Source organism: Streptomyces sp. NA02950 (assembly GCF_013364155.1).
Classification (GTDB): Bacteria; Actinomycetota; Actinomycetes; order Streptomycetales; family Streptomycetaceae; genus Streptomyces.
The window spans coordinates 3,553,433-3,579,077 of record NZ_CP054916.1 but is presented as its reverse complement, the minus strand read 5'-3'; the positions used below and the strand labels follow the sequence as shown (position 1 = coordinate 3,579,077).

Genomic DNA, 25,645 nt, shown 5'->3' with positions numbered 1-25,645 from the left:
ATCGTGCCAGTGATTGCTGGCGCGGTTTCGAGCGTTGCGGGAGGGCGGCGGCATGGCTGGGCTGACGCGTGAGCACGTACGGGTGGCGGTGATCGGATCCGGATTCGGCGGGCTGGGGGCGGCCGTACGGCTGCGCCGCGCGGGCATCACCGACTTCGTGGTCCTGGAACGGGCGGACGCCGTCGGCGGGACCTGGCGCGACAACAGCTATCCGGGCTGCGCCTGCGATGTCCCGTCCCACCTCTACTCCTTCTCCTTCGCGCCCAACCCCGACTGGCCGCGCAACTTCTCCGGACAGCCGCATATCCGCGCCTATCTGGAGCGCGTCACCGACACCTTCGGGCTGCGCCCGCATCTGCGCTTCGGCGCCGAGGTGCGCTCCCTGCGCTGGGACGCCGCCGCGCTGCACTGGGAGGTCGAGACCGTACGCGGCACCCTGACCGCCGATGTGGTGGTCAGCGCCACCGGGCCGCTGTCCGATCCGCAGATCCCGGACATCCCTGGTCTCGACGGCTTCCCCGGCAAGGTCTTCCACTCCGCCCGCTGGGACCACAGCTTCGCGCTGCGCGGCAAGCGGGTGGCGATGGTGGGCACCGGTGCCTCGGCCATCCAGATCGTCCCCGCCATCGAGGAGGAGGTGGGCCGGCTCACCCTCTTCCAGCGCACCCCGCCCTGGGTGCTGCCCCGGATGGACCGCCGGATCAGTGGTGTCGAGCGCTGGCTGCACGGCAAGGTCCCGGCCAGCCGCGCTCTGCGCCGCGGGGTGCTGTGGGGGCTGCGGGAGCTCCAGGTCGGCGCATTCACCAAGCGGCCGAACGAACTGGGGCTGATCGAGCGGATGGCCGCCGCGCATATGAAGCGCGCGGTCAAGGACCCGGGGCTGCGCGCCGTGCTCACCCCCGACTACCGCATCGGCTGCAAGCGCATCCTGCTCTCCAACGACTACTACCCGGCGCTGACCCGGCCGCATGTGGACGTGGTCGCCGCCGGGCTGAGCGAGGTGCGCGGTTCGACCCTGGTGGCCTCCGACGGCACCGAGACCGATGTCGACGCGATCATCTTCGGTACCGGCTTCCATGTCACGGACATCCCCATCGCCCGCCGGGTGACCGGGGCACGCGGCACCACGCTCGCGGAGGAGTGGAAGGGCGGGATGGAGGCGCTGCGCGGCGGCAGCGCGGCCGGGTTCCCCAACTTCCTGACCATCATCGGGCCCAACACCGGGCTCGGGAACAGCTCGATGATCCTGATGATCGAGGCCCAGCTGAACTACATGGCCGACTATCTGCGGCAGTTGGACGTCCTGGGCGGCAAGGTCGCGCTGGACGCCCGGCCGTCGGCGGTGCGCGCCTACAACGACATGATCCAGCGGCGGATGGAACGCACCGTCTGGAACTCCGGCTGCGACAGCTGGTATCTGGACCACGGGCGCAACACCACCCTGTGGCCGGGGACCACCGGCGAGTTCAAGAGGATCACCCGCCGGGTGGACCTCTCCGAGTACACGGTGCTGCGTCCCGCCGCGGCGCCCGCCAAGGCCACCGTATCCACCGCCGGCGCGGGGCGGGGATCCCGGTGAGCCGGCGGTCCGCGGCCCTCGCCTCCGGCCCGTACGCCCCGCCCGTCCCGGTGCGCGAGCTGACCGTGGTCTCGGCCGACGGCAGCCGGCTCCACGCCGAACTGCACGGCCCCGAGGACGCCCCCGCCGTGGTCCTCGCCCATGGCTGGACCTGCTCCACCGCCTTCTGGGCACCGGTGCTGCGCCATCTCGCCACCGACCACCGGGTGGTGGTGTACGACCAGCGCGGCCACGGCCGCAGCCCGGCGCCGGGACCCGGCGGCTACAGCACCCATGCGCTCGCCGACGACCTGGCGGCCGTGCTGGACCAGACCCTGCCGCCGGGCCGCCGTGCCGTGGTGGTGGGCCATTCGCTGGGCGGGATGACGCTGCTGGCCGCCGCCGGATGTCCGCAACTGCGCGAGCGCGCCGCCGCGGTGGTGCTGTGCAGCACCGGCGCCGGACGGCTGGTGGAGCGGGCCCGGGTGGTGCCGCTGCGCGCGGGGCGGCTGCGCACCCGGGTGCAGCGCGCGGTGCTCGGCACACGCGCCCCGCTCGGCCCGGTCACCCCGCTCGGGAAGCGGGTGCTGCGGTACGTGACGATGGGGCGCGGCGCGCGGCCCGCCGCGGTGGAGGCGTGCGCGCGGATCGTGCACGCCTGCCCCCGCACCGTGCGCGCCGAATGGGCCCATGTCCTCGCGGAGCTGGACCTCGACGCGGGGATCGCCGAACTCACCATGCCCGCGGCCGTGATCGTCGGCACCGCCGACCGGCTCACGCCGCCCGAGCACGCCCACGCCCTGGTGGCCGGGCTGCCGCACTGCGTGGGCCTCACCGAGCTGCCGGGGCTCGGCCATATGACCCCGGTCGAGGATCCGGCGGCGGTCAGCGGTGTGATCCGCGGCCTCGCCGTCGCCTACGGACAGCCGGCCGAACCGGTTGCGGAAGCAGCCCCCGACGCTGAGGAGCAGACGACATGAGTGCGCGCAGGAGCCTGGACGGCAAGGTCGCGGTGGTGACGGGGGCGGCGCGGGGCGTCGGCGAACTGCTCGCCCGCAAGCTGTCCGCGCGCGGTGCCCGGGTGGCGCTGGTGGGGCTGGAGCCGGCGGAGCTCAAGCGGGTGTCGGAGCGGCTGATGACCGAATCCGGCCACTGGTGTGCCGATGTCACCGACTCCGAGGCGATGGCGCGGGTGGCGCGGGAGGTCGTGGAGCGCTTCGGCTCGGTGGACATCGTCTGCGCCAACGCCGGGGTGGCGCAGGGCGGTCCGTTCCTGGACGCGGACGAGACGTCCTGGCGGCGGGTGATCGAGGTCAATCTGCTGGGCAGCGCCACCACCGCGCGCGCCTTCCTGCCCGCGCTGATCGCCAGTCGCGGCTATCTGCTCCAGATCGCCTCGCTCGCCGCGATCACCCCCGCGCCGATGATGACGGCGTACTGCGCGTCCAAGTCGGGTGTCGAGGCGTTCGCCCACTGTCTGCGGGCCGAGGTCGGTCACCGCGGGGTACGGGTCGGGGTGGGCTATCTCAGCTGGACCGACACCGACATGGTGCGCGGCGCCGACCGGGACGAGGTGATGCGGGAGTTGCGGCAGCGGCTGCCCTGGCCCGCGAACCGCACCTATCCGCTGGGCCCGGCGGTGGACCGGCTGGTGGCCGGGATCGAGCGCCGTTCGGCGCATGTGTACGCGCAGTGGTGGCTGCGCGGAATGCAGTCGGTGCGCGGCTGTCTGCCCGCGGTCATCGGGGCCGTGGGCGGCCGGGAGATGCGCCGCGCCGAGCCGCGGCTCGCGGCCACGCGCCAGGAGCGCCGCGGTCTGGTGGGGGAGGGCGGCGCGGCCGACGAGAAGGCCCGCGCGGCGGGCACTCAGCGTCACCAGTAACGCTGCGTGGCCCGTGCTGACCTGGGCCTTCGCCATGAACTCCGGTCCGAAATGCGGAGCGTGTCGCTGCGTGTAACTCTTGTCGAGCCCGACCCCCTTCACCCGATGAGGAGTGACACTCATGGGCACGATGGACGAGTTCAACGAGAAGGCTCAGCAGGGCAAGCGCCAGGCGCAGGGCGAGCGGAGCCGTCGGCAGCAGCGCGGTCAGAAGCCCGGTGAGCGCGTGGAGGAGCGTGCCCGTGAGGAGATGGGTGCCGAGCGTCGCGGGCCCCAGGACCGGCCGCGGCAGCCCCAGGACCGTGAGCAGGCCCAGCGCATGAGCCGGGAGCGCCGTCAGCGGGGCCAGGGGGACGAGACGCGGGATCAGGACCCGTTCGAGGAGATGTGACCTCCCACGGCTGACGCCGGGCGCCGCCCGGCCGGCGCCGAAGGGCGGCAAGGGGCGTGTTCCCGAGGGAACGCGCCCCTTGGCCGTGTGACACGGGGGATCAGTTCCCGTTGCGCGGCGGGAGTTTGGGGCGGCGCAGATCCGGGACGTCCGAGTAGTCGGGCGGGGTCGCCGCCGGATGTTGTGCCAGCAGATCCAGCGCCGTACGGACGGCGACCCCCAGCTGCGGATGGCGTCCCTCGGCCCAGTCCAGCGGGGAGCGCAGCGCCTCGATGTCCGGTTCCACTCCGTGGTTCTCGACGCCCCAGCCGTAGGCGTCGAACCAGGCGGCGTTCATCGGGACGGTGATCGCCGTGCCGTCGCTCAGGAGATGACGGCCGGTCATCCCGACCACCCCGCCCCAGGTGCGCAGCCCCACCACCGGGCCGATGCCCTGTATCTTGATCGCCGCGGCGATCATGTCGCCGTCGGAGGAGGTCATCTCGTCGGCGACGGCGACGACCGGCCCGCGCGGCGCGTTGCTGGTGTACGACACGGGCTGGGCGTTGCGGGTGAGGTCCCAGCCCATCACCGTGCGGGTGAGCTTCTCGACCACCAGCTCGCTGATGTTGCCGCCCGCGTTGCCCCGGACGTCCACGATCAGCGCGGGCAGCGACATCTCCCGGCGTACGTCCCGGTTGAACTGGGCCCAGCCCGAGCCGCCCATGTCGGGGATGTGCAGATAGCCGCACTGTCCGTCGCTCAGTTCGCGGACCACCGCGCGGCGTTTGGCCACCCAGTCCTGGTAGCGCAGCGGCCGGTCGTCGATCAGCGGGACGACCGCGACCCGGCGCGGCGGCCCTTCCCCGTCCGCCGATTCGAAGGTGAGCTCCACCGTGGTCCCGCCCGCGGCGGTCAGCAGCGGATACGGACCGGCCAGCGGATCCACCGGGCGTCCGTCGACATGGGTGAGGGTGGCCCCCTCCCGGATGCCCGACCCGGCCAGCGGGGAGCGCGCCCGGGAGTCGGAGGACTCCCCGGGCAGGATGCGGGAGACGACCCACGTACCGTCCTTGGTGCGGGCGAGGTTGGCGCCCAGCAGTCCGATGGGGCGCTGGTAGTGGGCCGGGCCCTCGTTGCGGCGGGCGGGGCTGACATAGGCGTGGGAGGTGCCCAGTTCGCCCATCACCTCGCGCAGCAGATCGGCGAACTCGTCGGGGGAGGCGACCCGTTCGACCAGCGGCCGGTACTGGTCGAGCACCCCGTCCCAGTCGATACCGCACATGGCGGGCTCCCAGAAGTAGGCCCGGATGATCCGGCCCGCCTCCTCGTACGCCTGCCGCCACTCGGCCGCCGGATCGACGGTGTGCTGGATCCGGCGCATGTCGATGTGGACGGTGGAGTCGCCGTCGCCGGACTCGGTGGCGGGCACCGCCCGCAGATCGCCCTCGTCGTTGACCACCAGCCGGGAGCCGTCGCCGCTGACCGCGAACCAGTCCAGTTCGGCGGTGAGTTCGCTGCGTTTGGCCTTGGCCAGGTCGAAGTGTTCCAGGGTGGGGCGGGCGGAGGTGTCGGCCGGATTGGCGAACGTCTCGCCGAGCGCACCGGAGATCGGCCAGCGCAGCCACACCAGCCCGCCGCCGCTGACCGGATACAGCGAGGAGTACTTGGAGGCGGACACCGGGAAGGGGGTGACCCGGCTCGGCAGCCCCTCCACCTCGACCGTGACGGTGCCGTCGCTCTCGGCCGTGTCGTCCTCCGGGTCGAGTCCGCCCGCCGCCGGACGCCCCTCGGGGGACAGAGCGAAGGGGGAGGGGGTCGCGGAGGACAGCGGTACGAGATAGGGGCGGCAGCCGAGGGGGAAGGAGAGGTCGCCGGTGTGCACGTCGTAGACCGGGTCGAAACCGCGCCAGGAGAGGAACGCCAGATAGCGGCCGTCGCTGGTGAAGACCGGCTCCTCGTCCTCGAACCGGCCGTTGGTCACGTCCACCGTCGTCCGGTCCGACAGCCGGGCGATCTTGATCGAGCGCAGTGAACGCCCGATGCCCGGATGGGACCAGGCCAGCCAGGCGGAGTCGGGGGAGAAGGCGAGATCGCCCACCGGGCCGTTGAGCGACCGCACCAGTTCGGTCACTTCGCCGTCCCCGTCCGGCGAGGTGTCCACCAGCAGCAGCCGCCCGTCGTGGGAGGCCACCGCGAGCCGGGTCCCGTCCGGGGCGGGTTCCACCTCGTGCACCCGGCCCAGCTTCCCGGCGGCCAGCCGCCGCGGTTCGCCCGCCTCGGTGGCCCGCGGCAGATAACCGATCTCTATCGCGTCCTCGCCCTCGGCATCGGTCACATAGGCCACCCGGCCCGTGGAGCCCAGGATCGCGGGAAGCCGCACCCGGACCCCGGGGGTGTCGGCGAGGGTGCGGGCGGGGCCGTCGCGGTGGGTCAGCCAGTACAGGCTGCCGCGGACGCACACCGCGCTGGCCCGGCCGGTGGCGTCCACCGACAGCGAGTCGACATGGGAGGCGGCCGGTACCTGGTAGGGCCGCCGCCCGGCCCGCGGTCCGCCCAGCCGTACGGCCAGTCTGCGCGGTACGGCGTCCGGCGCGAGGCTGTCCACCAGCCACAGTTCACCGGCGCACTGGTAGACCACGCGGGAGCCGTCGGTCGAGGCGTGCCGGGCGTAGAAGTCCTCGTGGTCGGTGTGGCGGCGCAGATCGGAGCCGTCGGGCAGACAGGAGTAGAGGTTGCCGATGCCCTCGTGGTCGGAGAGGAAGGCGATCCGGCCGCCGACGAACATCGCCGAGTCCAGATGGCCGCCCAGGTCGGGCACCAGCCGGGTGCCGTGCAGCCACAGCCGCCCCGTCGCCCCGCCCCGGTAGCGCTTCCAGGAGGCGGGCTCGTGGGGCGGCTTCCCGGTGAGCAGCAGGGTCCGGTGCTCGCCGTCCAGATCGGCCACGGCGATGTCGGACACCGGCCCCCACGGCAGCCGCCCGCCGGGGCCGCCGTCGGTGGACAGGCCGTAGGCCCAGGAGAAGTAGGAGAAGGGCTGGCCGTGGGAGGCGACGGCGAGGATCTGGGAGTGGCCGTCGGCGTCCGGGGGCGTCCAGCCGCAGACCCGGGCGTCCGTACTGCCCCAGTAGGTCAGCCGCCGGGACGGGCCGCCGTCCACGGGGGCGAGATAGATCTCCGGATCCAGGGTGCGCCAGGTGGTGAAGGCGATCTGCGAGCCGTCGGGGGAGAAGCGGGGGTGGCCCACCCGGGTGCGGTCCACGGTCAGCCGCCAGGCCCGCCCCGGGGTCTCGCCGGGGGCGGCCAGCGGCGCCACCCACAGATCGTCCTCCGCGGCGAAACAGAGCAACTCGCCGTGCAGATGCGGATATCGCAGATAGGCGGAGTCATGATCGCTGCCAGGGCGCGGTGGTTCACGGTGTGCGTCGCTCACCTCACCCATGCTTTCGGGCTCGGCGACGGGGAGCAACTCGGTTCTGTGATGGACACCACCATCGAAACGGCTTGGTTTCGTTAGCGAGGGACCTATGCTGGTGGGGTACGAAACCGTTTCGTTCGGAGGGAGGCGCCCCGTGCAGGCGACGGACCAGCAGACAGAAGACCGGCCCACCGCCCGGGTGCGCCGCAGTCGTCTCTCCGCCGAGCGTGAGCGCGAACTCTGCGAGGCCGTGGTCGAGCTGCTCCAGGAGGTCGGGTACGACGCGCTGACGATGGACGCCGTCGCGGCCCGCACCCACTCCAGCAAGGCCACGCTGTACCGCCAGTGGAAGAGCAAGCCGCAGCTGGTGGCCACCGCGCTGCGGTGCGTGAAGCCGGTTCTGCTCGAGGACATCGACACCGGATCGCTCCGCGGCGATCTGCACGAGATCGTGCGGTGTTCGGAGCCCGCCCGTGAGCGGGACGCGGCGCTGATGAGGGGACTCGCCCAAGCCGTCCATGAGAACGAGGACCTCCAGGAGGCCCTGCGCGAGTTGTTGATCTACCCCGAGATCGAGGCGCTCGACGCACTGCTGGGCCGCGCCGTCGACCGGGGCGAAGTCGCCGCCGACGCACCCGCCCTGCGCTACGTCCCGCACATGCTGTGCGGCGCGTATGTCGCCCGACCGTTCATCGAGGCGAAAGAGCCCGATCTCGAGTATCTCGAGGACTTCATCGATGCCGTGATCCTCCCCGCTCTCGGCGCCTGACTTCCCCGCACTCCCCACCTCCCCACCCCACAACCCCATAGGCCCCAGCCGGCGCGCCGCTCTCGTCGCCGGCTGGTCACCCCACCTGTTCGTGACACCTATTCGACGGGAGCACCTCTTCTCGTGGCCACGTTCCTCTACAAACTCGGCCGTTTCGCCTTCCGGCGACGCGGTTTTGTCGCCCTGATATGGGTGGCGTTGCTGGTGGTCGCCGGTGCCGGCGCGGCCACCGCCTCTCCGCCCGCCAACGAGAACTTCTCCGTCCCGGGTACGGAGGCGCAGAAGGCGTTCGACCTGCTGGAGCAGCGTTTCCCGGGCAGTAGCGCCGACGGCGCCACCGCGCGCGTGGTCTTCCGTGCTCCCCACGGCGAGAAGATGACGGACCCGGAGAACAAACAGGCCGTCAAGAAGGTCATCGCCGAGCTCAAGTCCAGCTCCGACCAGGTCGCTTCGGTCGCCGACCCGTACGCCACCAAGGGGGTCAGCAAGAACCGCACCACGGCGTACATCCTGACCACCTACAAGGTCAACTCCATGGAGCTGGAGGACAAGACGCGGGACGCCCTGGAGGACGCGGGCGAGCACGCCCGTGACTCCGGGATGACCGTGGAGATCGGCGGTGACGCGCTCCAGGAGATGCCCGAGACCGGTGCCACCGAGGTGATCGGTATCGCGGTCTCCGCCGTTGTCCTCGCGATCACCTTCGGCTCGCTGATCGCGGCCGGAATGCCGCTGCTGACCGCGCTGATCGGCGTCGGCATCGGTATCTCCTCGATCACCGCGCTGGCCTCCACTCTCGGGCTCTCCAGCACCACGTCGACGCTGGCGATGATGATCGGCCTCGCGGTCGGTATCGACTACGCGCTCTTCATCGTCTCCCGCTACCGAGCGGAGCTGGCCGAGGGGCGGGACCGGGAGGAAGCCGCCGGACGGGCCGTGGGCACCGCGGGCTCCGCGGTGGTCTTCGCCGGGCTCACGGTGGTCATCGCCCTGGTCGGTCTCGCGGTGGTCAACATCCCGATGCTGTCCAAGATGGGCTTCGCCGCCGCGGGCACCGTGGTGATCGCCGTTCTGATCGCGATCAGCCTCATCCCGGCGCTGCTCGGCTTCGCGGGCAAGCGGATCATCAGCCGCAAGGCCCGCAAGGCCGCCGAGAACGGCGCCGACACGGGCGAGAAGAAGGAGAACGCGGGCACCCGCTGGGCCCGGTTCGTCCTGCGCCGTCCGGTCATGGTGCTGGTGGTGGCCATCCTCGGCCTGGGCGCCGCCGCGGTCCCCGCGGCGAGCCTGGAGCTCGGACTGCCCGACGACGGCTCGCAGCCGACCAGCACCACCAAGCGCAAGGCGTACGACATGGTCTCCAAGGGCTTCGGTCCCGGTTTCAACGGTCCGCTGATGATCGCCGTCGACACCAAGGGCAGCGACGACCCCAAGGGCGCCGCCGAGCGGGTCCGCAAGACCATCAAGGGCGTCGACGGCATCGCCGGGGTCAGCCCGGCCACCTTCAACAAGGCCGGTGACACCGCCATGCTGTCGGTGGTGGCCAAGTACAAGCCCAGCAGCATCGACACCGAGAACGTGGTCGCCGACATCCGCGACAAGGCGGACTCGATCAAGTCCGACACCGGCGCCGACATGCTGGTCACCGGCCAGACCGCGATGAACATCGATATCTCCAAGAAGCTCAATGACGCGCTGCTGCCGTATCTGGCACTGGTGGTCGGTCTGGCCTTCCTGCTGCTGATGGTCGTCTTCCGGTCCATCCTGGTCCCGCTCAAGGCGGCGCTCGGCTTCCTGCTCTCCGTGGTCGCGGCGCTCGGCGCGGTCGTGGCGGTGTTCCAGTGGGGCTGGATGGCGAGCCTGTTCAACGTGGAGGAGACCGGCCCGATCATGAGCATGATGCCGATCTTCATGATCGGTGTGGTGTTCGGTCTCGCGATGGACTACGAGGTCTTCCTCGTGACCCGGATGCGCGAGGCGTTCGTCCACGGCGAGCGTCCCGGCCAGGCCATCGTCACCGGCTTTAGGCACGGCGCCCGGGTGGTCACCGCCGCCGCGGTCATCATGATCAGCGTCTTCTCCGGGTTCATCGGCGGATCCGACTCGATGGTGAAGATGATCGGCTTCGGTCTCGCCATCGCGGTCTTCTTCGACGCCTTCATCGTCCGGATGGCCATCGTCCCGGCGGTGCTGGCACTGCTCGGCAAGTCCGCCTGGTGGCTGCCGCGCTGGCTCGACAAGGCGCTGCCGAACGTGGACGTGGAGGGTGAGGGACTCCAGAAGCACCTCGACACCCACTCCTCGGCACGGGACGAGGACGCGGAGCTGACGCGCGTCTGACCCGCGGGCGTCACCTGGACGTCAACGGCGCCCTCGGCGGCCTCCGCATCAGCGGAAGGCCGCCGTCGGCGTTTTTCGCAATGTCACCGCTCTTGCGAACCCTTTGCAGTCAGGCGCTACCATCGAGCCGAAACGCGCAGCTCAGGAGCGGAGCCCCGGATGCATGTCCCCGACGGATTCATCAACGCCCCGGTGTCGGCGGCGACCGGTGTGGTCGCTGCTGCCGCCGTCGCGGTCAGTCTCCGCGGTGCCCGCCGGGAGCTGCTGGACACGGCCGGCGGGCCCGCCGGTGGTGCCGGTGCGGCCGGTGGGGAACGCACCGCGCCCCTGGCCGGCCTGGTCGCCGCGTTCATCTTCGCCGTGCAGATGCTGAACTTCCCGGTGGCCGCCGGTACCAGCGGCCATCTGCTGGGCGGAGCGCTGGCCGCGATACTCGTCGGTCCCTGCACGGGTGTGCTGTGTGTGTCCGTGGTGCTGCTGATGCAGGGGGTGCTCTTCGCGGACGGCGGTCTCACCGCGCTCGGGGTCAACATCACGGACATGGCGGTGGTCACCACCGTCGTGGCGTACGCGATCTTCCGCGGGCTGCTGAAGCTGGCCCCGGGCCGCCGCCGCACGGTCACCGTCGCCTCCTTCGTCGCGGCGCTGGTCTCCGTACCGGCCGCGGCCGCCGCCTTCACCGCGCTCTACGCGCTGGGCGGCACCACCGACATCGCCATCGGCAAGGTCTTCACGGCCATGGTCGGGGTGCATGTGCTGATCGGCATCGGTGAGGCGGCGATCACCGCGCTCACCGTCGGCGCGGTGATGGCCGTCCGCCCGGACCTGGTCCACGGCGCGCGCGGGCTGACCGCACGCCCCCTGGAGCTGCGCAACACCGGTCCGGTGGCCGCCCCTGGCGCGCCCGTCGCCGCACGGACCGCCGACGGACCCGAGGCCGCTCCGGCTCCGGAGCCCGCGGCGGACACCGCCCCCGCCCCGGCCGCCGCCACCCCGCGCCGCTCCGCCCGGCGGGTCTGGCTGGCCGGGCTCGCCGCCGCCCTGCTCTGTGCCGGTGTGGTCAGCTTCTACGCCTCCGCAAGCCCCGACGGGCTGGAGAAGGTCGCCCACGACAAGGGCATCGACAAGAAGGCCGAGGACCACGCCACCAAGGACTCCCCGCTCGCCGACTACGGCGTCAAGGACATCACCGACGCCCGGCTCTCCGGCGGACTCGCCGGGGTCATCGGGGTCGGAGCCACACTCGCCGTGGGCACGGGGGTCTTCGTGGTGGTGCGCAAGCGCAGGACGGCGGCCGAGCCCGCCGAGACGGCCTGACGTGGGTGCGGGCCACGCCCACCGGCTCTACCGGGAGGGCCGCTCTCCCGTGCACGCCCTGCCCCCGCACTGCAAGATCGCCGCGGTGTTCTGCTTGGTGCTGGTGGTCGTCTCCACCCCGCGCGAGGCGGTCTGGGCCTTCGGGGCGTACGCGCTGCTGCTGGCGGGGGTGGCCGCGGTGGCGCGGATCCCGGCGGGCTTTCTGCTGCGGCGGCTGCTCATCGAGATTCCGTTCGTGGCCTTCGCCGTGCTGATGCCGTTCGTCGCGGAGGGCGAGCGCGTCCAGGTGCTGGGGATGTCGCTCAGCCAGTCCGGGCTGTGGAGCGCCTGGAACATCCTGGCCAAGGGGACCCTCGGCGTCGCCGCCTCGGTCCTGCTGGCGTCCACCACCGAGCTGCGCTCCCTGCTGCTCGGGCTCCAGCGGCTGCGGATGCCCCCGCTGATGGTGCAGATCGCCTCGTTCATGATCCGCTACGGGGACGTGATCACCGATGAGATGCGCCGGATGCGGATCGCCCGCCGCTCGCGCGGTTTCGAGGCGCGGGGCGTCCAGCACTGGGGGGTGCTCGCGAAGTCGGCCGGGGCGCTGTTCATCCGCTCGTACGAGCGGGGTGAGCGGGTCCATCTGGCGATGGTCAGCCGCGGTTACACGGGCACCATGCCGGTGATCGACGATGTGACGGCGTCCCGGGCCCAGTGGACGTACGCCGCCGCCCTCCCGCTGACCGCGCTGGTGGTCTGCCTGACCGGATGGATGCTCAGATGACCGCACCCGAGACACCGAACACACCGGCCGCGGAGACACCGGCCGCCGGGCCGGAGGTGCCGCCCTCGCTCCAGGTGTCCGGTCTCGCCTACGCCTACCCCGACGGCCACCAGGCCCTCTTCGGCGTCGATCTGACCGTCGCCCGCGGTGAGCGGGTGGCCCTGCTCGGGCCCAACGGGGCGGGCAAGACCACCCTCGTCCTGCATCTCAACGGCATCCTCGGCGCGGGCGCCGGGACGGTGACGGTCGCCGGGCTGCCGGTGGCCAAGCGGCATCTGCCCGAGATCCGCCGCCGGGTGGGCATCGTCTTCCAGGACCCCGACGACCAGCTGTTCATGCCGACCGTCCGCGAGGACGTGGCCTTCGGCCCGGCCTCGGCCGGACTGCGCGACGCCGAGCTGGAGGAACGGGTGCGCACCGCGCTGGAGCGGGTCGGCATGGCCGACTTCGCCGACCGGCCGCCGCACCACCTCTCCTTCGGACAGCGGCGGCGGGTGGCCGTGGCGACGGTGCTCGCGATGGAGCCGGAGATCCTGGTGCTGGACGAGCCGTCCTCCAACCTCGACCCGGCCTCGCGCCGCGAACTCGCCGACATCCTGCGCTCGCTGGACGTCACCGTGCTGATGGTCACCCACGATCTGCCGTACGCGCTGGAGCTGTGTCCGCGCTCCGTGGTGCTCTCCGGCGGGGTGATCACTGCCGATGGCACCACCCAGGAGCTGCTGTGTGACGAGGAGCTGATGCGCGCCCACCGGCTGGAGTTGCCGTTCGGCTTCGACCCGAGGTCGGTGACGGTCCCGGCGCGGTGAGCGGACCGGCCGAGGGGGCCCGGTCGGGGCCGCCGCCGGGACCGTGCACCATAAGGAGACGCAGCGGAATTCGCAGCGCACTCGGTCGCGTCGGCAGGGCAGGAGTCGGATCAGTGGTGGACGTCCAGGGCACGGTGGCCGCCGGTTTTGAACCGGTCCGGGACGCTTTCGCGGAGAACTTCGCCCGCCGCGGCGAGCGCGGCGCGGCCCTTGTCCTCTACCGGGAGGGCGAGAAGATCGTCGACCTGTGGGGCGGTACGAAGCATGCCGACGACGGTGACGCCGACGGCGCCGCCGAGCCGTGGGCCCCGGACACCGCGCAGGTCGTCCGGTCCGTCACCAAGGGCGTCGCCGCCGCGGTGCCGCTGCTGCTCCACCAGCGCGGCCAGCTCGATCTGGACGGCCGGATCGGCACCTACTGGCCGGAGTTCAAGGCGAACGGCAAGGACCGGGTACTGGTACGGCATCTGCTGGGCCACCGGACCGGAGTGCCGGTGCTCGACACCCCGCTCACCCCGCACGAGGCGCTGGACGGCATATCCGGGCCGCGGGCCGTCGCCGCCCAGCGTCCCGTGTGGGAGCCCGGAACGGACCACGGCTACCACGCCCAGACCTACAGCTGGCTGATGAGCGAGCTGGTGCGGAGGGTGACAGGGCGGACCATCGGACGCTGGATCGTCGAGGAGATCAGCCGCCCGCTCGGCCTCGACCTGTGGCTCGGACTGCCCGAGGAACAGCGCGGGCGCGTCGGCCGGATCGCGTCGGTGGAGGCGCCCGCGGGCCCCGCCGCCCAGGGGTTGCGGCTGCGCCCCAAGCGCTCGGTCACCGAGGCGTACCGGGACCCGGAGTCGCTGACGCGGCGGGCGTTCGCCGCGATCACTCCGCTGCCGGACGAGAACGACCCGGCGTATCTCGCCGCCGAACTGCCCGCCTCGGGCGGGGTGGCCACCGCCGACGCGCTGGCCCGCTTCTACGCGGCGCTGATCGGCCCGCTGCCCTCGGCCCGTACCGCCCGTGCGGGCGGACGGCTCTTCGCCCCGGCGACCCTGACCCTGGCCCGTACCGAGGAGTCCGCGGGACCGGACCGGGTGCTGGTCGTGGGCACCCGGTTCGGGCTCGGCTACATGCTGCACGGACCGGCGTCCCCGCTGCTGGGACCCGGCTCCTTCGGCCACCCGGGCCGCGGCGGCTCCCTCGCCTTCGCCGACCCCGAGGCCCGGATCGGCTTCGGCTACGTCACCAACGGGATGCAGCGCGGGGTCACCGCGGACCCGCGTGCGCAGGCGCTGGTGCGCGCGGTGCGGACGGCCCTGGCCGCCCAGGAGGCGTAGCGCACGCCCGGCGCGCCCGGTGGCCGGCGATCGCGTGCGTACGGCGTGAACTACCTCTGTCCGCACGCCCCTTGGATGCTTCCGCCCGCCCTCCGGTATCCGTGCCGCTGAGCCGATCAGGGCCAAGGGTCCCTATGGCGCCATCCCCGGTCCGCCCAGACTGGGAGGCCTTCCGGCAGGGAGTGCGTCAGGGGGTGGCGCTGCCCTGCCGGAATCGGGGGACAACGGGGGAAAGCCGGGTGGAGCGCGTACGACGGCGGCCCATGGCCACGCGCGTACGAGCGGTATGCGCTCCGCCCTCCCCGATGGCACGGCGGAATCCGCCCCGCGCACCGTGCCGATCCCTGTCCCGCGCGGCGCGGGCACGGCACGGCGGCACGGCGACGGAGCCGGGACCGGGGGGATCGGCATGAGGGACGGCAGCGCGCAGCACGGCGGCGGACCGCCGCTCCAGGTGGCGGTGGGTAACGGTGACCGGGCGGGCTCCGGTTCGACCTCGTACGGCGGGGGCGGCGGGCCGAAACCCGGCGGAGTCCGGGCCGCGTTGCGGGACAGGGCGAGCCGTCCGGCGGTGTTGCGGTCGCGCTTTTGCGGCAGCGGCCGCCCCTTGGCCCGCGGTGCCGCGTACACCCGGGCGTAGACGGTGTCCAGGTCGAGCAACTCCGGTCCGTCCGGCACCCCGTCGCGCAGCAGCCTGAGCAGCTCCCCGGTGAGCGCCGCATGGGTTCACCGGGAGGCGCGCGACCGGGGCGGGCGGTGCCCGCGTCTGCGCCCACAGCACCAGGCCGTACGCGAAGACCGACAGCACCCCGCCGAGCAGACCGCGCAGCGCCACTGGGCGCAGCCGGCCGATGAGCGCGCGGCGGCGGACCACGAGCGCGTACACCGGGACGGCGAAGCCTCCCAGGACCATCAGCCAGGCGATGTAGCCGGTCGAGCTGCCGGAGGCGCGCACGCCCAGACCGTCCACGACCGTGTACGCGGCGATGGACAGACCGGTGGCGACGGCGGCGGTGAGCGCCGGCCAGTGCCGTCCGCCGCTCGCCTCGCCGCGCTCCCGCCCGTCGTCCCGCCGTCGGCGAGCGGCTGACGGCGGGCGCCCCGGATGCCCCACAGCGCCACCCCCAGCAGCCGCGCCGACGCCAGCGCGATGCCCGTCGCCTGCCAGCCGTCCGGTGTCTCGCCGACGAAGACCGCGGCGAGCACGGTCACCACCAGCGGCGCGGTGCCACGGGCGATGGGGTACATCCGGCCGAAGTCCCCGGGGTGGAACGAGCGCATCAGCAGCAGGTAGTAGATGACGTGCACCAGCGCGGAGGCCACCAGATACGGCCAGGCGGCGGCGTCCGGCACCGGGGTGAAGGCGGCCATCGCCAGCCCGCACACCGCCCCGCCGCCGCCCACCAGGGTGAACGCGAGCAGCTGGTCCCTGATGCCGTGCGCGACGGCGTTCCAACTGGCGTGGGTGAGGGCCGCGATGAGCACCGCGGCGGCGACGAGCGGGGTCACGCGGTGCGCTCGCGCACATCCACCAGGGTGGCACCGGCGTGGCCGACCAGTTCGCCCGGGGCCAGCGGGAACACGGTGTGCGGGGTGCCCGCGGCGGCCCACACCGTTGCGTGGCCGAGCAGTCGGCGGTCGGCCAGCACCCGGGTGCGCACCCGGTGTCCGAAGGGCGGTACCCCGCCGATGGCGTAGCCCGTGGTCTCCCGTACCAGCGCCGGGTCCGCGCGCCGGACGGCCCCGGCGCCCAGCTCATCGCGTACCCGCTCGACGTCGACCCGCGAGGCGCCGTCCATCAGCACCAGCACCGGCTCACCGTCCGCCTCGAAGACCAGCGACTTCACGATCTGGCTCAGCTCGCAGCCGAGCGCGGCGGCGGCCTGGGCCGCGGTGCGGACCGCTTCGGGGAAGCCGCGCACCTCCACCTCCAGGCCGAGTTCGCGCAGGGCGTCGGCGAACCGTGGATGGGCTGAGGTGTCCGGAGTGGCCATGGGCCCGACGCTATCGGGGCGCGGGTGGGCCATGCGAGGGCATTTTCGCTGGTACCGGAATGCGGTCGGGGCCCGCCCGGTTGGCGGTGTCAGGTGGTCGGGGGCGGGCCGTCCCCACGTCGTGACCAGCACAATGCCTGAAAAACGCCCTGAACACCCGGAAAGCCCTGAACACCCTGAACGCCCTGAAGAGGAGACGTGCCGATGTCGCTGGGTATCGCTCTGCCCGCCGGTGACGATCACACCGGCAATCTGGTGACCGAGCTGATCGGCCAGGTCCTGGAGGCCGCCGCGGCCGGGATCGGCACCGTGTGGTTTTCCCAGCGCCAGGACGTCGACGCGGTGACGCTGGCCGCGCTCGCCGGTCAGGCCGTGCCCGGTATCCGGACCGGCACCAGTGTGGTGCCGATCTACCCCCGGCATCCGATCACCCTGGCCGCGCAGGCGCGCACCGCCCAGGCGGCCTCCGGCGGGCGGTTCCAGCTCGGACTGGGGCTGTCCAGCAAGACCTTCGTGGAGGAGAGCTTCGGGGTCCGCTTCGACCGGCCCATCCGTCATCTGCGCGAGTACCTCACGGTGCTGGGCGGTCTGCTGCGCGAGGGCGCGGCCGACTTCGAGGGGGAGACGCTGCGGGCCCGTACCGTCTTCGGCCCGGTCGTGGTGGCGGGCGCCGGACCGGCCCCGGTGCTGGTCGCGGCGATGGGCCCACAGGCGCTGCGCGTCACCGGTGAACTGGCCGACGGCACGGTGCCCTTCCTCGCCGCGCCGAGGGCCCTCGCCGAGTACGTCGTGCCCACCATCGGCGCCGCTGCGCGGGCGGCCGGGCGGCCCGCGCCGCGTGTGGTCGCCGTGGTGCCCGCACTGGTCACCGCCGATGTGGAGGCGGTGCGGCGGCGGGCCCGCGAACAGTTCGCGTTCTACGAGGGGATCCCGTCCTACCGCGACATCCTGGACCGCGCGGGCGTCGAACGGGCCGGGGACCTCATGGCGATCGGCGACGAGGAGAGCGTGGCCGCGGAGCTGCGCCGCTACACGGAGGCGGGCGCCACCGAAGTGATCGTCTCCCAGACCGGGATGGGCACCGGCGAGGACCGGCTGCGCACCTGGCGGCTGCTGGGCGAGCTGTCGGCCGGGAGCCCGGGCCGCTAGCTGCTGAGCCCGGGCCGCGGGGTGCGCACCAGCGTCCAAGACGGCGTCCGGGCCGCCCGCCGAGGATCGGGGCATGGACACCGCACCTGTCAACCTCAGCGAGGCGCTGGCCTCCTTCGACGACGTCTACAGCCCCCGCGTCGTGGCCCGGATGAACGACTACGACATCCGGATCGCCCACACCCTGGGGGAGCACGTCTGGCACGTCCACGACGACACCGACGAATTCTTCCTGGTCCTCGACGGCCGGTTCGACATCGCCCTGAGGGACGCCGACGGCACCGAGACCACCGTCGTCCTCTACCGCGGCGACACCTTCGTCGTCCCCCGGGGCACCGAGCACAAGCCGTCCTCGCCCGGAGGCTCGATCCTCATGGTCGAGCCGTCCGGGACGCGGACGACCGGCGACCGCCACGAGGGCGAGGTCCCGGACCACGTGGACAGCACCGCGGGCCACGCGCTCAACTGACCGGCCAGGCGCCCGCCGTCGGGTGGTAGCCGGTCGCGGCATGGATCCGCCGTGCGCTGTCCGCGTGCCGCCGGGCCCGGGTGCTACGGCCCAGTCGGCGGCAGACCGCCGCCAGGGTGTGATGGGCCCGGCACTCCACCAGCCGCAGCCCCTGGTCGCGGGCCAGGTCCAGGGCGCGCAGGGCGTGACCGGCCGCCGCATCGTAGGCACGGGCGCCATGCCGTACATGGGCCAGTCCCAGATGGGCTTCCGCCTGCTGGCGGCGCAGCCCGTGGGCCGCGGAGGTCTCCAGCGAGCGGGTGAGCCGGGCCTCCGCCCGCTCCGCCCGGCCGGCCCGCCGGTGCAGTTCGCCGAGGGTGGTGAGGCTGTCGGTCTCGTCCTTGACGGTGCCGGTCTCCACCGCCAGCTCCAGGGCGCGTTCGGCGTGGCCGAAGGCCGCCTCCGGGCGTCCGGCGTCCCGGTGCACCAGGGCCAGCAGATCGTGGGCGGTGGACAGATGGTGGCGCTGGCGCAGTTCCTCGCAGATCCGCAGCGCCTCCGAGGCGTCCGCCAGCGCCCGGTCCAGCTCACCGAAGGCCAGATGGGCGAGCCCGCGGTTGATCAGCGGGCCGACCGTACCGGAGGGGTTCGCATGCCCCGCCTGCACCTCGATGGCCTCGTTGGCCCGGTCCACCGCCCGCCGCAACTCGCCGAGCTGGACGTACACACCGGAGCTGTTGGTGAGCGCGGGGCCGATCACCTCGGTCCGCCCGATCGCCCGGAACAGCGCGATCCCGTGGTCCTGCCACGCGCCCGCGCGCCGGATGTCGCCCAGGTCGTCGTAGAAGGTGCCCAGATTGCACAGCATCGCGGCCTCGCCCTCGGCGAACCCCGCCGCGCGATAGCCGTGCAGCGCCGCCCGGTGATGCTCCAGCGACCTCCCCACCTCGCCGGTATGCCGGTACAGCGTGGCCAGGCTCTGGGCCATCGCGGCCTCGCCCAGCGGATCGGCGGCCCGCCGGGCCGCGCGCAGCCCCGCCTCCGCCGCCGTCTCCCACGAGGACAGATGGCGCCGCTGGTAGAAGTAGGTGCGCAGGTCGTCGGCGAGCTGCCAGGCGGTGCGGTACGGACCGGTCTCCGCGCCGCGGACGACGGCGGCGACCAGATTGGCGCGCTCGTCCTCCAGCCAGCCGAGCGCCGCCTCCCGCCCGTCGAACAGACCGGCGTCGGCGCGGTCGCGCGGCAGCCGGACCGGCGGGGTGTACCCGTACGCCGTGGCGGCCTCGGTGTGCCGCAGCCAGAACGCCAGCAGCCGTTCCAGGGCCGCGGTGCGCTCGGCCGCCCCGATCTCCTCGACGGCCCGCTCGGCCGCGTACTCGCGCAGCAGGTCGTGCGGCCGGTGCCGGCCCGGCCGCGGCGACTCGATCAGATGCGCCGCGTCCAGTGCCCGCAGCAGCCGCTCGGCCTCCCGCACGGTGGAGTCCAGCAGCGCGGCCGCGGCGGGTGCCGTGATCTCCGGGCCGGGGGCCAGCCCCAGCAGCCGGAAGAGCCGGCGGGGCCCGTCGGCCAGCGCGCGGTAGGAGAGGGTGAAGGCGCGGCGGACCGCCGTGGCCGGGTCGTCGTCGAGTTCCAGCGCGCCCAGCCGGTTGCCGTCCGCGAGTTCGTCGGCCAGATCGGCGATGCTCCGGCCGGGCTCGCACACCAGCTGGGCCGCGGCGACCCGCAGCGCCAGCGGCAGCGCTCCGCACCGCTCGGTCAGCCGTCCTGCGGCGGCCGGTTCGGCGGCCGTCCGCCGCTCGCCCACGGCCGCGGCCAGCACCGCGCGGGCCTCCTCCGGGGCGAGGGAGCCGAGGACGAGCGGATGGGCACCGTCCCGGGCCACCAGACCGCTCAGCCGCTGACGGCTGGTCACCAGCACCTGACAGGTGGGGCTGCCGGGCAGCAGGGGGCGCACCTGCTCGGCCGAGACGGCGTTGTCCAGCACGATGAGCATCCGCCGCCCGTCCAGCAGCGAGCGGTAGTGGTGCGCCTGCCGGTCCTGGTCGGCCGGGATCCGCTCACGGGGCACGCCGAGGCCGTGCAGCAGCTGCGCGATGGCCTCGGCGGGGCGCAGCGGTTCGCAGTCGTGGTCGAAGCCACGCAGATCGACATAGAGCTGGCCGTCCGGGAAGCGGTGACGGGTGCGGTGTGCCCAGTGCACCGCCAGGGCCGTCTTGCCGACGCCCGCCGTGCCGATGATGGCGGTGATGGTCACGGCGCCGGGCCCGCCGCACGCGCCGGACGCATCGGATGTCCCGTGCGGCAGCCGGGTGTCCAGCCGGGCGAGTTCACCCTCCCGGCCGCGGAACCCGCCCACCGTGTGCGGCAGCCCGGCGGGCACCCCGGGGGCGACGGCCGCGGCCCCGTCCGCCGCCCGCGCGTCCACCACCGGCTCCGGTACCGGGTCCGCTGACGCGGGCGGCGCCATCAGCTCGGGGTCGTTGCGCAGAATCCGTTCGTACAGCCCCCGCAGCTCCGGTCCGGGGTCCACACCGAGCTCATCGGCGAGCCGGACGCGAGTGGCCTCGTAGGCGTCCAGCGACTCCGCCTGGCGTTCGCTGCGGTACAGCGCCGTCATCAACTGCCGCACCGCCCGCTCGTCGAGCGGGTGTTCCTCCGTCAACGCGCGCAGTTCCGCCAGGAGTTCTCGGTCCCGCCCGCGTCGCAGTTCCGCCTCGTACAGCTCCAGCCGGGCCGTGAGCCGCTCCTCGGCGAGCCGGGCCCGGGTTCCCTCCGCCCAGGCGCCGGACAGCCCGGCCAGGGCCTCCCCGGACCACAGGTCCAGGGCGTCCCGCAGCAGGTCGACCGGGTCGCCGTCGCCGCCGCGTGCCCGTGCCACCAGCCGCTGGAAACGGTGCAGATCCACCCGCTCGGGGTCGGTATCCAGCTGATAGCCGCCGGAGCGGCGGGTCAGGCCGACGGCGGGTCCGCCACCCGCCGCCCGCAGGGCCCTGCGCAGCCGGCCGATGTACCCGTAGAGCACATTGCGGACCGAGCCCGGCGGATCCTCCCCCCACACCCGGTCGATCAACTGCTCCGCGGGCAGCGCGCGGTTCGGCTCGCACAGGAGCACCGCGGCCACGGCGCGCTGTTTGGGATGCCCCAGATCCACCGGGCGCCCGTCGACGGATGCCTCCACCGGACCCAGTACCCGGAACTCCACCTCGGCCCCTTTCGGTTCGGCTGCTCCACCCTCCCTGTCCTGGGTAAATGACCCATCAACGTTTCTTCAACTCCCCTTCCACACCCGGGCGGAAGAGTGGTGGACGCCGCACGGGGGAGAGCACCGGCGGCAGCGGTGCCACAGGCATCGCATCGCAACGAACCGAAGGAGCATCATCCATGCGTGTACGTGGACGCCTCACGGGGGCCGGTCTTGTCATCACCGCCGCGGCGATGGTCACGGGACTGGGCGCGACCGCGGCCAGCGCCCAGCCCGCCGACACGGTCGGGACCAAGGCCGAGGCACAGAATGTCACGGTCCATGCGATCTCCGACGCCTATATCCGGTCCGTCCCCAGCACCGGCGGTGCCGACTGGGGCGAGGTCCGGTTCGGTGAGGACTGGGACGCCATCTGCTTCACCGAGGGCGGCAACGCCTCCCTGGGCGGCAGGCAGAGCAACATCTGGGTGCAGCTCGACCAGTGGGGCCCGTCCAACGGCTATGTGACGGAGCTGGCGCTGCGTGACGGCCACGCCAATCTGCCGCCCTGCTGACCCGAAGCGAGCGGTCTCGGCGGAGCGGCACCAAAGGAGCCGGGCGGGCGCGGAGTTCCCGCGCCCGCCCGGCTCCACCGCTGACCGGGGCCGCCGTCAGCCCGCCCGCAGCACCGAGGCCACGATCGGGCCCGCGGTGTCACCGCCGTGGCCGCCCTCGGGGACCACACCGGCCGCGGCCAGGTCGCCGCGGTACGCGGTGAACCAGCCGTTGGGCTTCTTCTGGCCGTCGACCTCCGCCGAGCCGGTCTTCGCGCCGAAGTCACCGGTCATCCCGGACATCGCCTCGGCGGCGGTGCCGGAGGTGGCGGTCAGGTGCATCAGCTTGCGCAGCTGCTCCCGGGTGCTCGACTTCATGGTGCGCGTGGCCTTGGCGAGCGTCCGGTCGTCCAGCGACGGCGAGACCAGGTACGGCTGGCGGAAGACACCGGTGGAGGCGGTGGCCGAGACCGACGCCATGTTGAGCGGGTTCATCCGTACCCCGCCCTGGCCGATCAGCGAGGCGGCCTTGGAGGCCCCGGACTGCACCGGCACCGCGCCGTCGAAGGAGGGCGCGCCCGTCTGCCAGTTGAGGCCGATGCCGAAGACGTCCCGGGCCTCCTTGGAGAGGTCGTCGTCCTTCAGCTTCGGGGCCTGGCTGATGAAGGCGGTGTTGCAGGAGCGGGCGAAGCTCTGCTCGAAGGTGCCGTTCTTGATCTCGAACTTGTCGTCGTTCTGGAACTTCCAGCCGCCGTAGGAGAAGTACTTGGGGCACGGGTGCGGCTTGCCGTACCCGGCCAGGCCCTTGTCGAGGAGGGTGGCCGAGGTGATGACCTTCATGGTGGACCCGGGCGCGTAGGAGCCCTGGAGGCCCGTGTTGAAACCGTCCGCGGGGGAGTTGGCCACCGCGAGGATCTCCCCGGTGCTGGGCTTGACGGCGACCACCGACGCCTTGGAGCGCTTGCTCACCGCCCGCTCGGCGGTGCGCTGGAGCCCGGCGTCGATCGTGGTGCGCAGGGTGCCGGGAGTGCCCTTGGAGAGCACCTTCAGCGTCTCGTCGGGGGACTTGGCGCCCTTGGCGCGGGCGATCCAGGTCTCCACGCCCGCCGTGCCGCCCGCCTTCTTGCCGTAGCGCTCGCGCAAGCCCTCCAGCACGGTCTTCAGGGTCGGGTGGTCGGCGGCGCTCAGCTCCGCGCCGTCGCGGTCCACGGCCTTGATCGGCGGGGCCTCGGACTCACCCGTCTTCAGGGTGTCGCCGGCGTGCAGCTCGGGATGGACCACCGACGGCTTCCAGTCGACGACGGCCTTGCCCGAGCCGGTGTCGCGCGTCACCGTCAGCGAGGATTCATACGTCCAGGGGACCTGGTGGCCGCCGTAGGAGATCCGTGCGCTCACCGAGAACGGCACGGTACGGCCGCTCGGCTGCCCCGGCTCCAGCGCCACCTTGTCGACATGCGCCTTCGTCCGGTACCCGGTGAGCGCCGTGGTGGCCGCCTCGGTGTCGTCGGTGAGCGCCGCGGCCTTCGCCGCCGACCCGGACGACCAGGCCGCCAGGAACTCCTTGGCGGTGGTCCTGACCTCGGCCGCGCTGGGCGGGCCGGTCTTCACGCTCTTCAGCGACGGCTTGTTGTCGCCGCCGGCACCCGCGCCGTTCCTGCCTCCCGACGCATCGTCCTGGCTTCCGCCGCAACCGGCCGTACCGATCATGGCGGCGAACAGCGCACCGGCGATCGCGGCTCTCGCGCCACTCCGCATTGCAGAACCCCCACAGTCCTCGAATCCCCCCACCCATCCGATGGAGGCCGCGGTGCAGGGCACTCTACCGGCATCCCCCGGACTGCCCGGGGCCACCGCCGGTCGGCCCCCGAGCGGGGCCCCGGACCGGCGGGACGCGGGTTCCCGGTCCCGGTCCGGAGCCGGCAGTCAGATCCAGGTGTCCAGCCACATCCGGGCCCGCCAGGCGTCGATCGGCAGGGTCTGGCCGGTGTAGAGCGGGAAGAAGTAGATGAAGTTCCACATGATGAGCAGGACGAGCGCTCCGGAGCCGACGGCACCCACCACCCGCCGGGTCTCCGAGGCCCCCGGCGGCCCCAGCAGCGCGCCGATCATCATCGCCACCGCCAGACACAGGAACGGCACGAAGACCACGGCGTAGAAGGAGAAGATCGTGCGGTCCTGGTAGAGGAACCACGGCAGATAGCCCCCCGCCACCCCGCACAGGATCGCGCCCGCCCGCCAGTCGCGCCGCAGCGCCCAGCGGAAGAGCAGGTACAGCAGGGCGAAGCAGGCCGCCCACCACAGCAGCGGGGTGCCGAGGGCCAGCACTTCGCGGGCGCACTTCTCGGTGGTGCCGGTGGGGCAGCCCGATTCGCCGGGCTTGGGCGACTCGTAGAAGTAGGAGACCGGACGGGACTGGACCAGCCAGCTCCAGGGGTTGGACTGGTAGATGTGCGGAGAGTCCAGGCCCACATGGAACTGGTAGACCTCGGTCTCGTAGTGCCACAGGCTGCGCAGCGGGTTGAGCAGCCAGGAGAACGGCCCGCTGTTGCTGTAGTGGCCGTCGGTCTCGGCCCAGTGACGGAAGTAACCGGAGTCCCGCCAGCCGGTGCGCTTGCTGTACGAGCCGGTGGCCGCGAACCAGCCGGACCAGGAGGCGATATAGGTGACGATCGCCACAGGCACCAGCGACAGGAAGGCCCACCCCAGATCGCGCCGGAGCACCGCCCGGTAGGGGCGGTGGACGCCCGCGAGACGGCGTGCGCCCACATCCCACAGGACGGTCATCAGACCGAAGGCCGCCAGGACGTAGAGCCCGTTCCACTTGGTGCCGATGGCCAGGCCCAGCAGCACCCCGGCCGCGATCCGCCAGGGCCGCGGGCCCAGCTTCAGGCTCTGGGCGACCGCCGGGTCCGGCCGGGCGGTGCCGTCCTCGCCGACCGGCAGCGCCGCGGCGAGCCGGGCCCGCGCGTGGTCGCGGTCGATCAGCAGACAGCCGAAGGCGGCCAGCACGAAGAACATCAGCACCAGGTCGAGCAGTGCGGTGCGGCTCATCACGAAGTGCAGACCGTCCACCGCGAGCAGCGCGCCCGCCAGACAGCCGAGGAACGTCGAGCGGAACAGCCGTCGCCCGATCCGGCATAGCATCAGCACCGACAGCGTGCCGAGCAGCGCGACCATGACCCGCCAGCCGAACGGATCCAGCCCGAAGAGCTGCTCGCCGATGCCGATGACCCACTTGCCGACCGGCGGATGGACCACATAGGCGGCGGCGTCGCTGAGCGGGATGTGCTGCGGTGTGCCGAGGATCTGGTCGTTGGCGTTCTTCGGCCAGGTGCCCTCATAGCCGAACTCCCAGATCGACCAGGCGTCCTTGGCGTAGTACGTCTCGTCGAATATGACGTTGTCCGGGCTGCCCAGCCGCCAGAAGCGGACCAGCCCGGCGCAGAGCGCGACGAGCACCGGTCCGGCCCACCCCGTCCAGCGGCCGAACCCGGCCGCCACGGTGGGGGCCGCGCCGAGCGTCTCCCACAGCCGGGCGCCCGGCTGTGGATACGGCGGGACCAGCCGCTCGCGTACGTCGGACCGGGGCCGGCCCGCGTAGCCGAAGCGGCGCAGCCGGCGCTGCCAGGCCGGCGGGTGCTGGCCGGCGGCTTGGCCCGGCTGGGCGTGGGTCGCGGTGTCACTGCTCACCGGGCCATCGTAGGGAAGCGGTGGGGGAGCGTGGCGCCCCAATGCGGCGGGCCGGGGAATCGTCCCCGT

General features: G+C 72.8%; 18 protein-coding genes and 1 pseudogene. 13 read left to right on the top strand and 6 right to left on the bottom strand.

What is annotated here, in order from left to right; translation table 11 throughout:
- Window positions 1–52: 52 nt before the first annotated feature.
- The 4 genes from HUT19_RS15195 (at window position 53) to HUT19_RS15180 (ending at window position 3,831) form a co-directional block, all read left to right on the top strand.
- Window positions 53–1,579: an NAD(P)/FAD-dependent oxidoreductase gene (locus HUT19_RS15195; RefSeq protein ID WP_176181010.1), complete on the top strand. Its 1,527-nt coding sequence runs from the start codon at window positions 53–55 to the stop codon at window positions 1,577–1,579.
- Window positions 1,576–2,538 carry an alpha/beta fold hydrolase gene (locus HUT19_RS15190; protein WP_176181009.1) on the top strand — a complete coding sequence of 321 codons (963 nt, stop codon included), beginning with the start codon at window positions 1,576–1,578 and terminating at the stop codon, window positions 2,536–2,538. Before HUT19_RS15195 ends, HUT19_RS15190 begins: the two co-directional genes overlap by 4 nt.
- On the top strand, window positions 2,535–3,440 hold the full coding sequence (locus HUT19_RS15185) for an SDR family oxidoreductase (RefSeq protein ID WP_176181008.1): 906 nt from the start codon (window positions 2,535–2,537) through the stop codon (window positions 3,438–3,440). Before HUT19_RS15190 ends, HUT19_RS15185 begins: the two co-directional genes overlap by 4 nt.
- A 121-nt stretch (window positions 3,441–3,561) precedes the next feature.
- Window positions 3,562–3,831 (top strand): hypothetical protein, encoded by a 270-nt coding sequence (locus tag HUT19_RS15180; RefSeq protein WP_254885581.1) that lies wholly within the window; start codon window positions 3,562–3,564, stop codon window positions 3,829–3,831.
- Between the two features lie 100 nt (window positions 3,832–3,931).
- Here HUT19_RS15180 and HUT19_RS15175 read toward each other — a convergent pair whose 3' ends face one another.
- Entirely contained in the window at window positions 3,932–7,243 is a 3,312-nt protein-coding gene (locus HUT19_RS15175) for a S41 family peptidase (RefSeq protein WP_254885580.1), read from the bottom strand.
- 184 nt (window positions 7,244–7,427) lie between these two features.
- Here HUT19_RS15175 and HUT19_RS15170 point away from each other — a divergent pair, with 184 nt between their 5' ends.
- From HUT19_RS15170 to HUT19_RS15145, 6 genes are all read left to right on the top strand, one after another.
- The gene (locus HUT19_RS15170; RefSeq protein ID WP_176186899.1) at window positions 7,428–7,997 is read left to right on the top strand and encodes a TetR/AcrR family transcriptional regulator; all 570 of its coding nucleotides are present in this window, start codon (window positions 7,428–7,430) and stop codon (window positions 7,995–7,997) included.
- A 123-nt stretch (window positions 7,998–8,120) separates the two neighbouring features.
- Entirely contained in the window at window positions 8,121–10,337 is a 2,217-nt protein-coding gene (locus HUT19_RS15165) for an MMPL family transporter (protein WP_176181005.1), read from the top strand.
- A gap of 159 nt (window positions 10,338–10,496) precedes the next feature.
- A complete protein-coding gene (locus HUT19_RS15160) occupies window positions 10,497–11,654 on the top strand; it encodes an energy-coupling factor ABC transporter permease (RefSeq protein ID WP_176181004.1) in 1,158 nt (385 codons plus the stop codon).
- A gap of 1 nt (window position 11,655) precedes the next feature.
- Window positions 11,656–12,420 (top strand): cobalt ECF transporter T component CbiQ, encoded by a 765-nt coding sequence (gene cbiQ, locus HUT19_RS15155; protein WP_176181003.1) that lies wholly within the window; start codon window positions 11,656–11,658, stop codon window positions 12,418–12,420.
- Window positions 12,417–13,229, top strand: coding sequence for an energy-coupling factor ABC transporter ATP-binding protein (locus tag HUT19_RS15150; protein ID WP_254885579.1), 813 nt, complete (start codon window positions 12,417–12,419; stop codon window positions 13,227–13,229). The genes cbiQ and HUT19_RS15150 overlap by 4 nt, the downstream gene beginning before the upstream one ends.
- Before the next feature lie 113 nt (window positions 13,230–13,342).
- Window positions 13,343–14,560, top strand: coding sequence for a serine hydrolase domain-containing protein (locus tag HUT19_RS15145; RefSeq protein WP_176181002.1), 1,218 nt, complete (start codon window positions 13,343–13,345; stop codon window positions 14,558–14,560).
- A gap of 733 nt (window positions 14,561–15,293) precedes the next feature.
- On the opposite strand, the pseudogene HUT19_RS15140 reads toward HUT19_RS15145, so the two are convergent.
- Both HUT19_RS15140 and HUT19_RS15135 read right to left on the bottom strand, forming a co-directional pair.
- Window positions 15,294–16,069, bottom strand: a pseudogene (locus HUT19_RS15140) (EamA family transporter); the annotation flags it as partial.
- Window positions 16,066–16,554, bottom strand: a complete 489-nt coding sequence (locus HUT19_RS15135) for a YbaK/EbsC family protein (protein ID WP_176181001.1) — start codon at window positions 16,552–16,554, stop codon at window positions 16,066–16,068. The gene HUT19_RS15135 and the pseudogene HUT19_RS15140, both read right to left, overlap by 4 nt.
- Window positions 16,555–16,758: 204 nt before the next feature.
- Between HUT19_RS15135 and HUT19_RS15130 the strand changes: the two genes are divergently transcribed.
- Complete coding sequence (locus tag HUT19_RS15130) at window positions 16,759–17,703, top strand: TIGR03564 family F420-dependent LLM class oxidoreductase (RefSeq protein ID WP_176181000.1); 945 nt, start codon at window positions 16,759–16,761, stop codon at window positions 17,701–17,703.
- Window positions 17,704–17,776: 73 nt separating this feature from the next.
- Window positions 17,777–18,172 carry a cupin domain-containing protein gene (locus tag HUT19_RS15125; RefSeq protein WP_176180999.1) on the top strand — a complete coding sequence of 132 codons (396 nt, stop codon included), beginning with the start codon at window positions 17,777–17,779 and terminating at the stop codon, window positions 18,170–18,172.
- Here HUT19_RS15125 and HUT19_RS15120 read toward each other — a convergent pair.
- Window positions 18,165–21,353 (bottom strand): BTAD domain-containing putative transcriptional regulator, encoded by a 3,189-nt coding sequence (locus HUT19_RS15120; RefSeq protein ID WP_176180998.1) that lies wholly within the window; start codon window positions 21,351–21,353, stop codon window positions 18,165–18,167. The two genes, HUT19_RS15125 and HUT19_RS15120, sit on opposite strands and share 8 nt — an antisense overlap.
- A gap of 179 nt (window positions 21,354–21,532) precedes the next feature.
- On the opposite strand from HUT19_RS15120, the gene HUT19_RS15115 reads away from it, so the two are divergent.
- A complete protein-coding gene (locus tag HUT19_RS15115) occupies window positions 21,533–21,907 on the top strand; it encodes a hypothetical protein (protein ID WP_176180997.1) in 375 nt (124 codons plus the stop codon).
- Between the two features lie 96 nt (window positions 21,908–22,003).
- Here HUT19_RS15115 and HUT19_RS15110 read toward each other — a convergent pair whose 3' ends face one another.
- Both HUT19_RS15110 and HUT19_RS15105 read right to left on the bottom strand, forming a co-directional pair.
- Window positions 22,004–23,641 (bottom strand): penicillin-binding transpeptidase domain-containing protein, encoded by a 1,638-nt coding sequence (locus HUT19_RS15110; RefSeq protein ID WP_176180996.1) that lies wholly within the window; start codon window positions 23,639–23,641, stop codon window positions 22,004–22,006.
- A gap of 168 nt (window positions 23,642–23,809) precedes the next feature.
- On the bottom strand, window positions 23,810–25,576 hold the full coding sequence (locus HUT19_RS15105; protein ID WP_176180995.1) for a dolichyl-phosphate-mannose--protein mannosyltransferase: 1,767 nt from the start codon (window positions 25,574–25,576) through the stop codon (window positions 23,810–23,812).
- Window positions 25,577–25,645 lie beyond the last annotated feature (69 nt).

What these genes read in the sequence shown, in the direction of transcription:
- HUT19_RS15130 (WP_176181000.1), top strand. Translation starts at nt 16,759, where the DNA reads ATGTCGCTGGGTATCGCTCTGCCCGCCGGTGACGATCACACCGGCAAT.
- HUT19_RS15160 (WP_176181004.1), top strand. Translation starts at nt 10,497, where the DNA reads ATGCATGTCCCCGACGGATTCATCAACGCCCCGGTGTCGGCGGCGACC.
- HUT19_RS15150 (WP_254885579.1), top strand. Translation starts at nt 12,417, where the DNA reads ATGACCGCACCCGAGACACCGAACACACCGGCCGCGGAGACACCGGCC.
- HUT19_RS15180 (WP_254885581.1), top strand. Translation starts at nt 3,562, where the DNA reads ATGGGCACGATGGACGAGTTCAACGAGAAGGCTCAGCAGGGCAAGCGC.
- HUT19_RS15185 (WP_176181008.1), top strand. Translation starts at nt 2,535, where the DNA reads ATGAGTGCGCGCAGGAGCCTGGACGGCAAGGTCGCGGTGGTGACGGGG.
- HUT19_RS15195 (WP_176181010.1), top strand. Translation starts at nt 53, where the DNA reads ATGGCTGGGCTGACGCGTGAGCACGTACGGGTGGCGGTGATCGGATCC.
- HUT19_RS15110 (WP_176180996.1), bottom strand. Translation starts at nt 23,641, where the DNA reads ATGCGGAGTGGCGCGAGAGCCGCGATCGCCGGTGCGCTGTTCGCCGCC.
- HUT19_RS15125 (WP_176180999.1), top strand. Translation starts at nt 17,777, where the DNA reads ATGGACACCGCACCTGTCAACCTCAGCGAGGCGCTGGCCTCCTTCGAC.
- HUT19_RS15115 (WP_176180997.1), top strand. Translation starts at nt 21,533, where the DNA reads ATGCGTGTACGTGGACGCCTCACGGGGGCCGGTCTTGTCATCACCGCC.
- HUT19_RS15135 (WP_176181001.1), bottom strand. Translation starts at nt 16,554, where the DNA reads ATGGCCACTCCGGACACCTCAGCCCATCCACGGTTCGCCGACGCCCTG.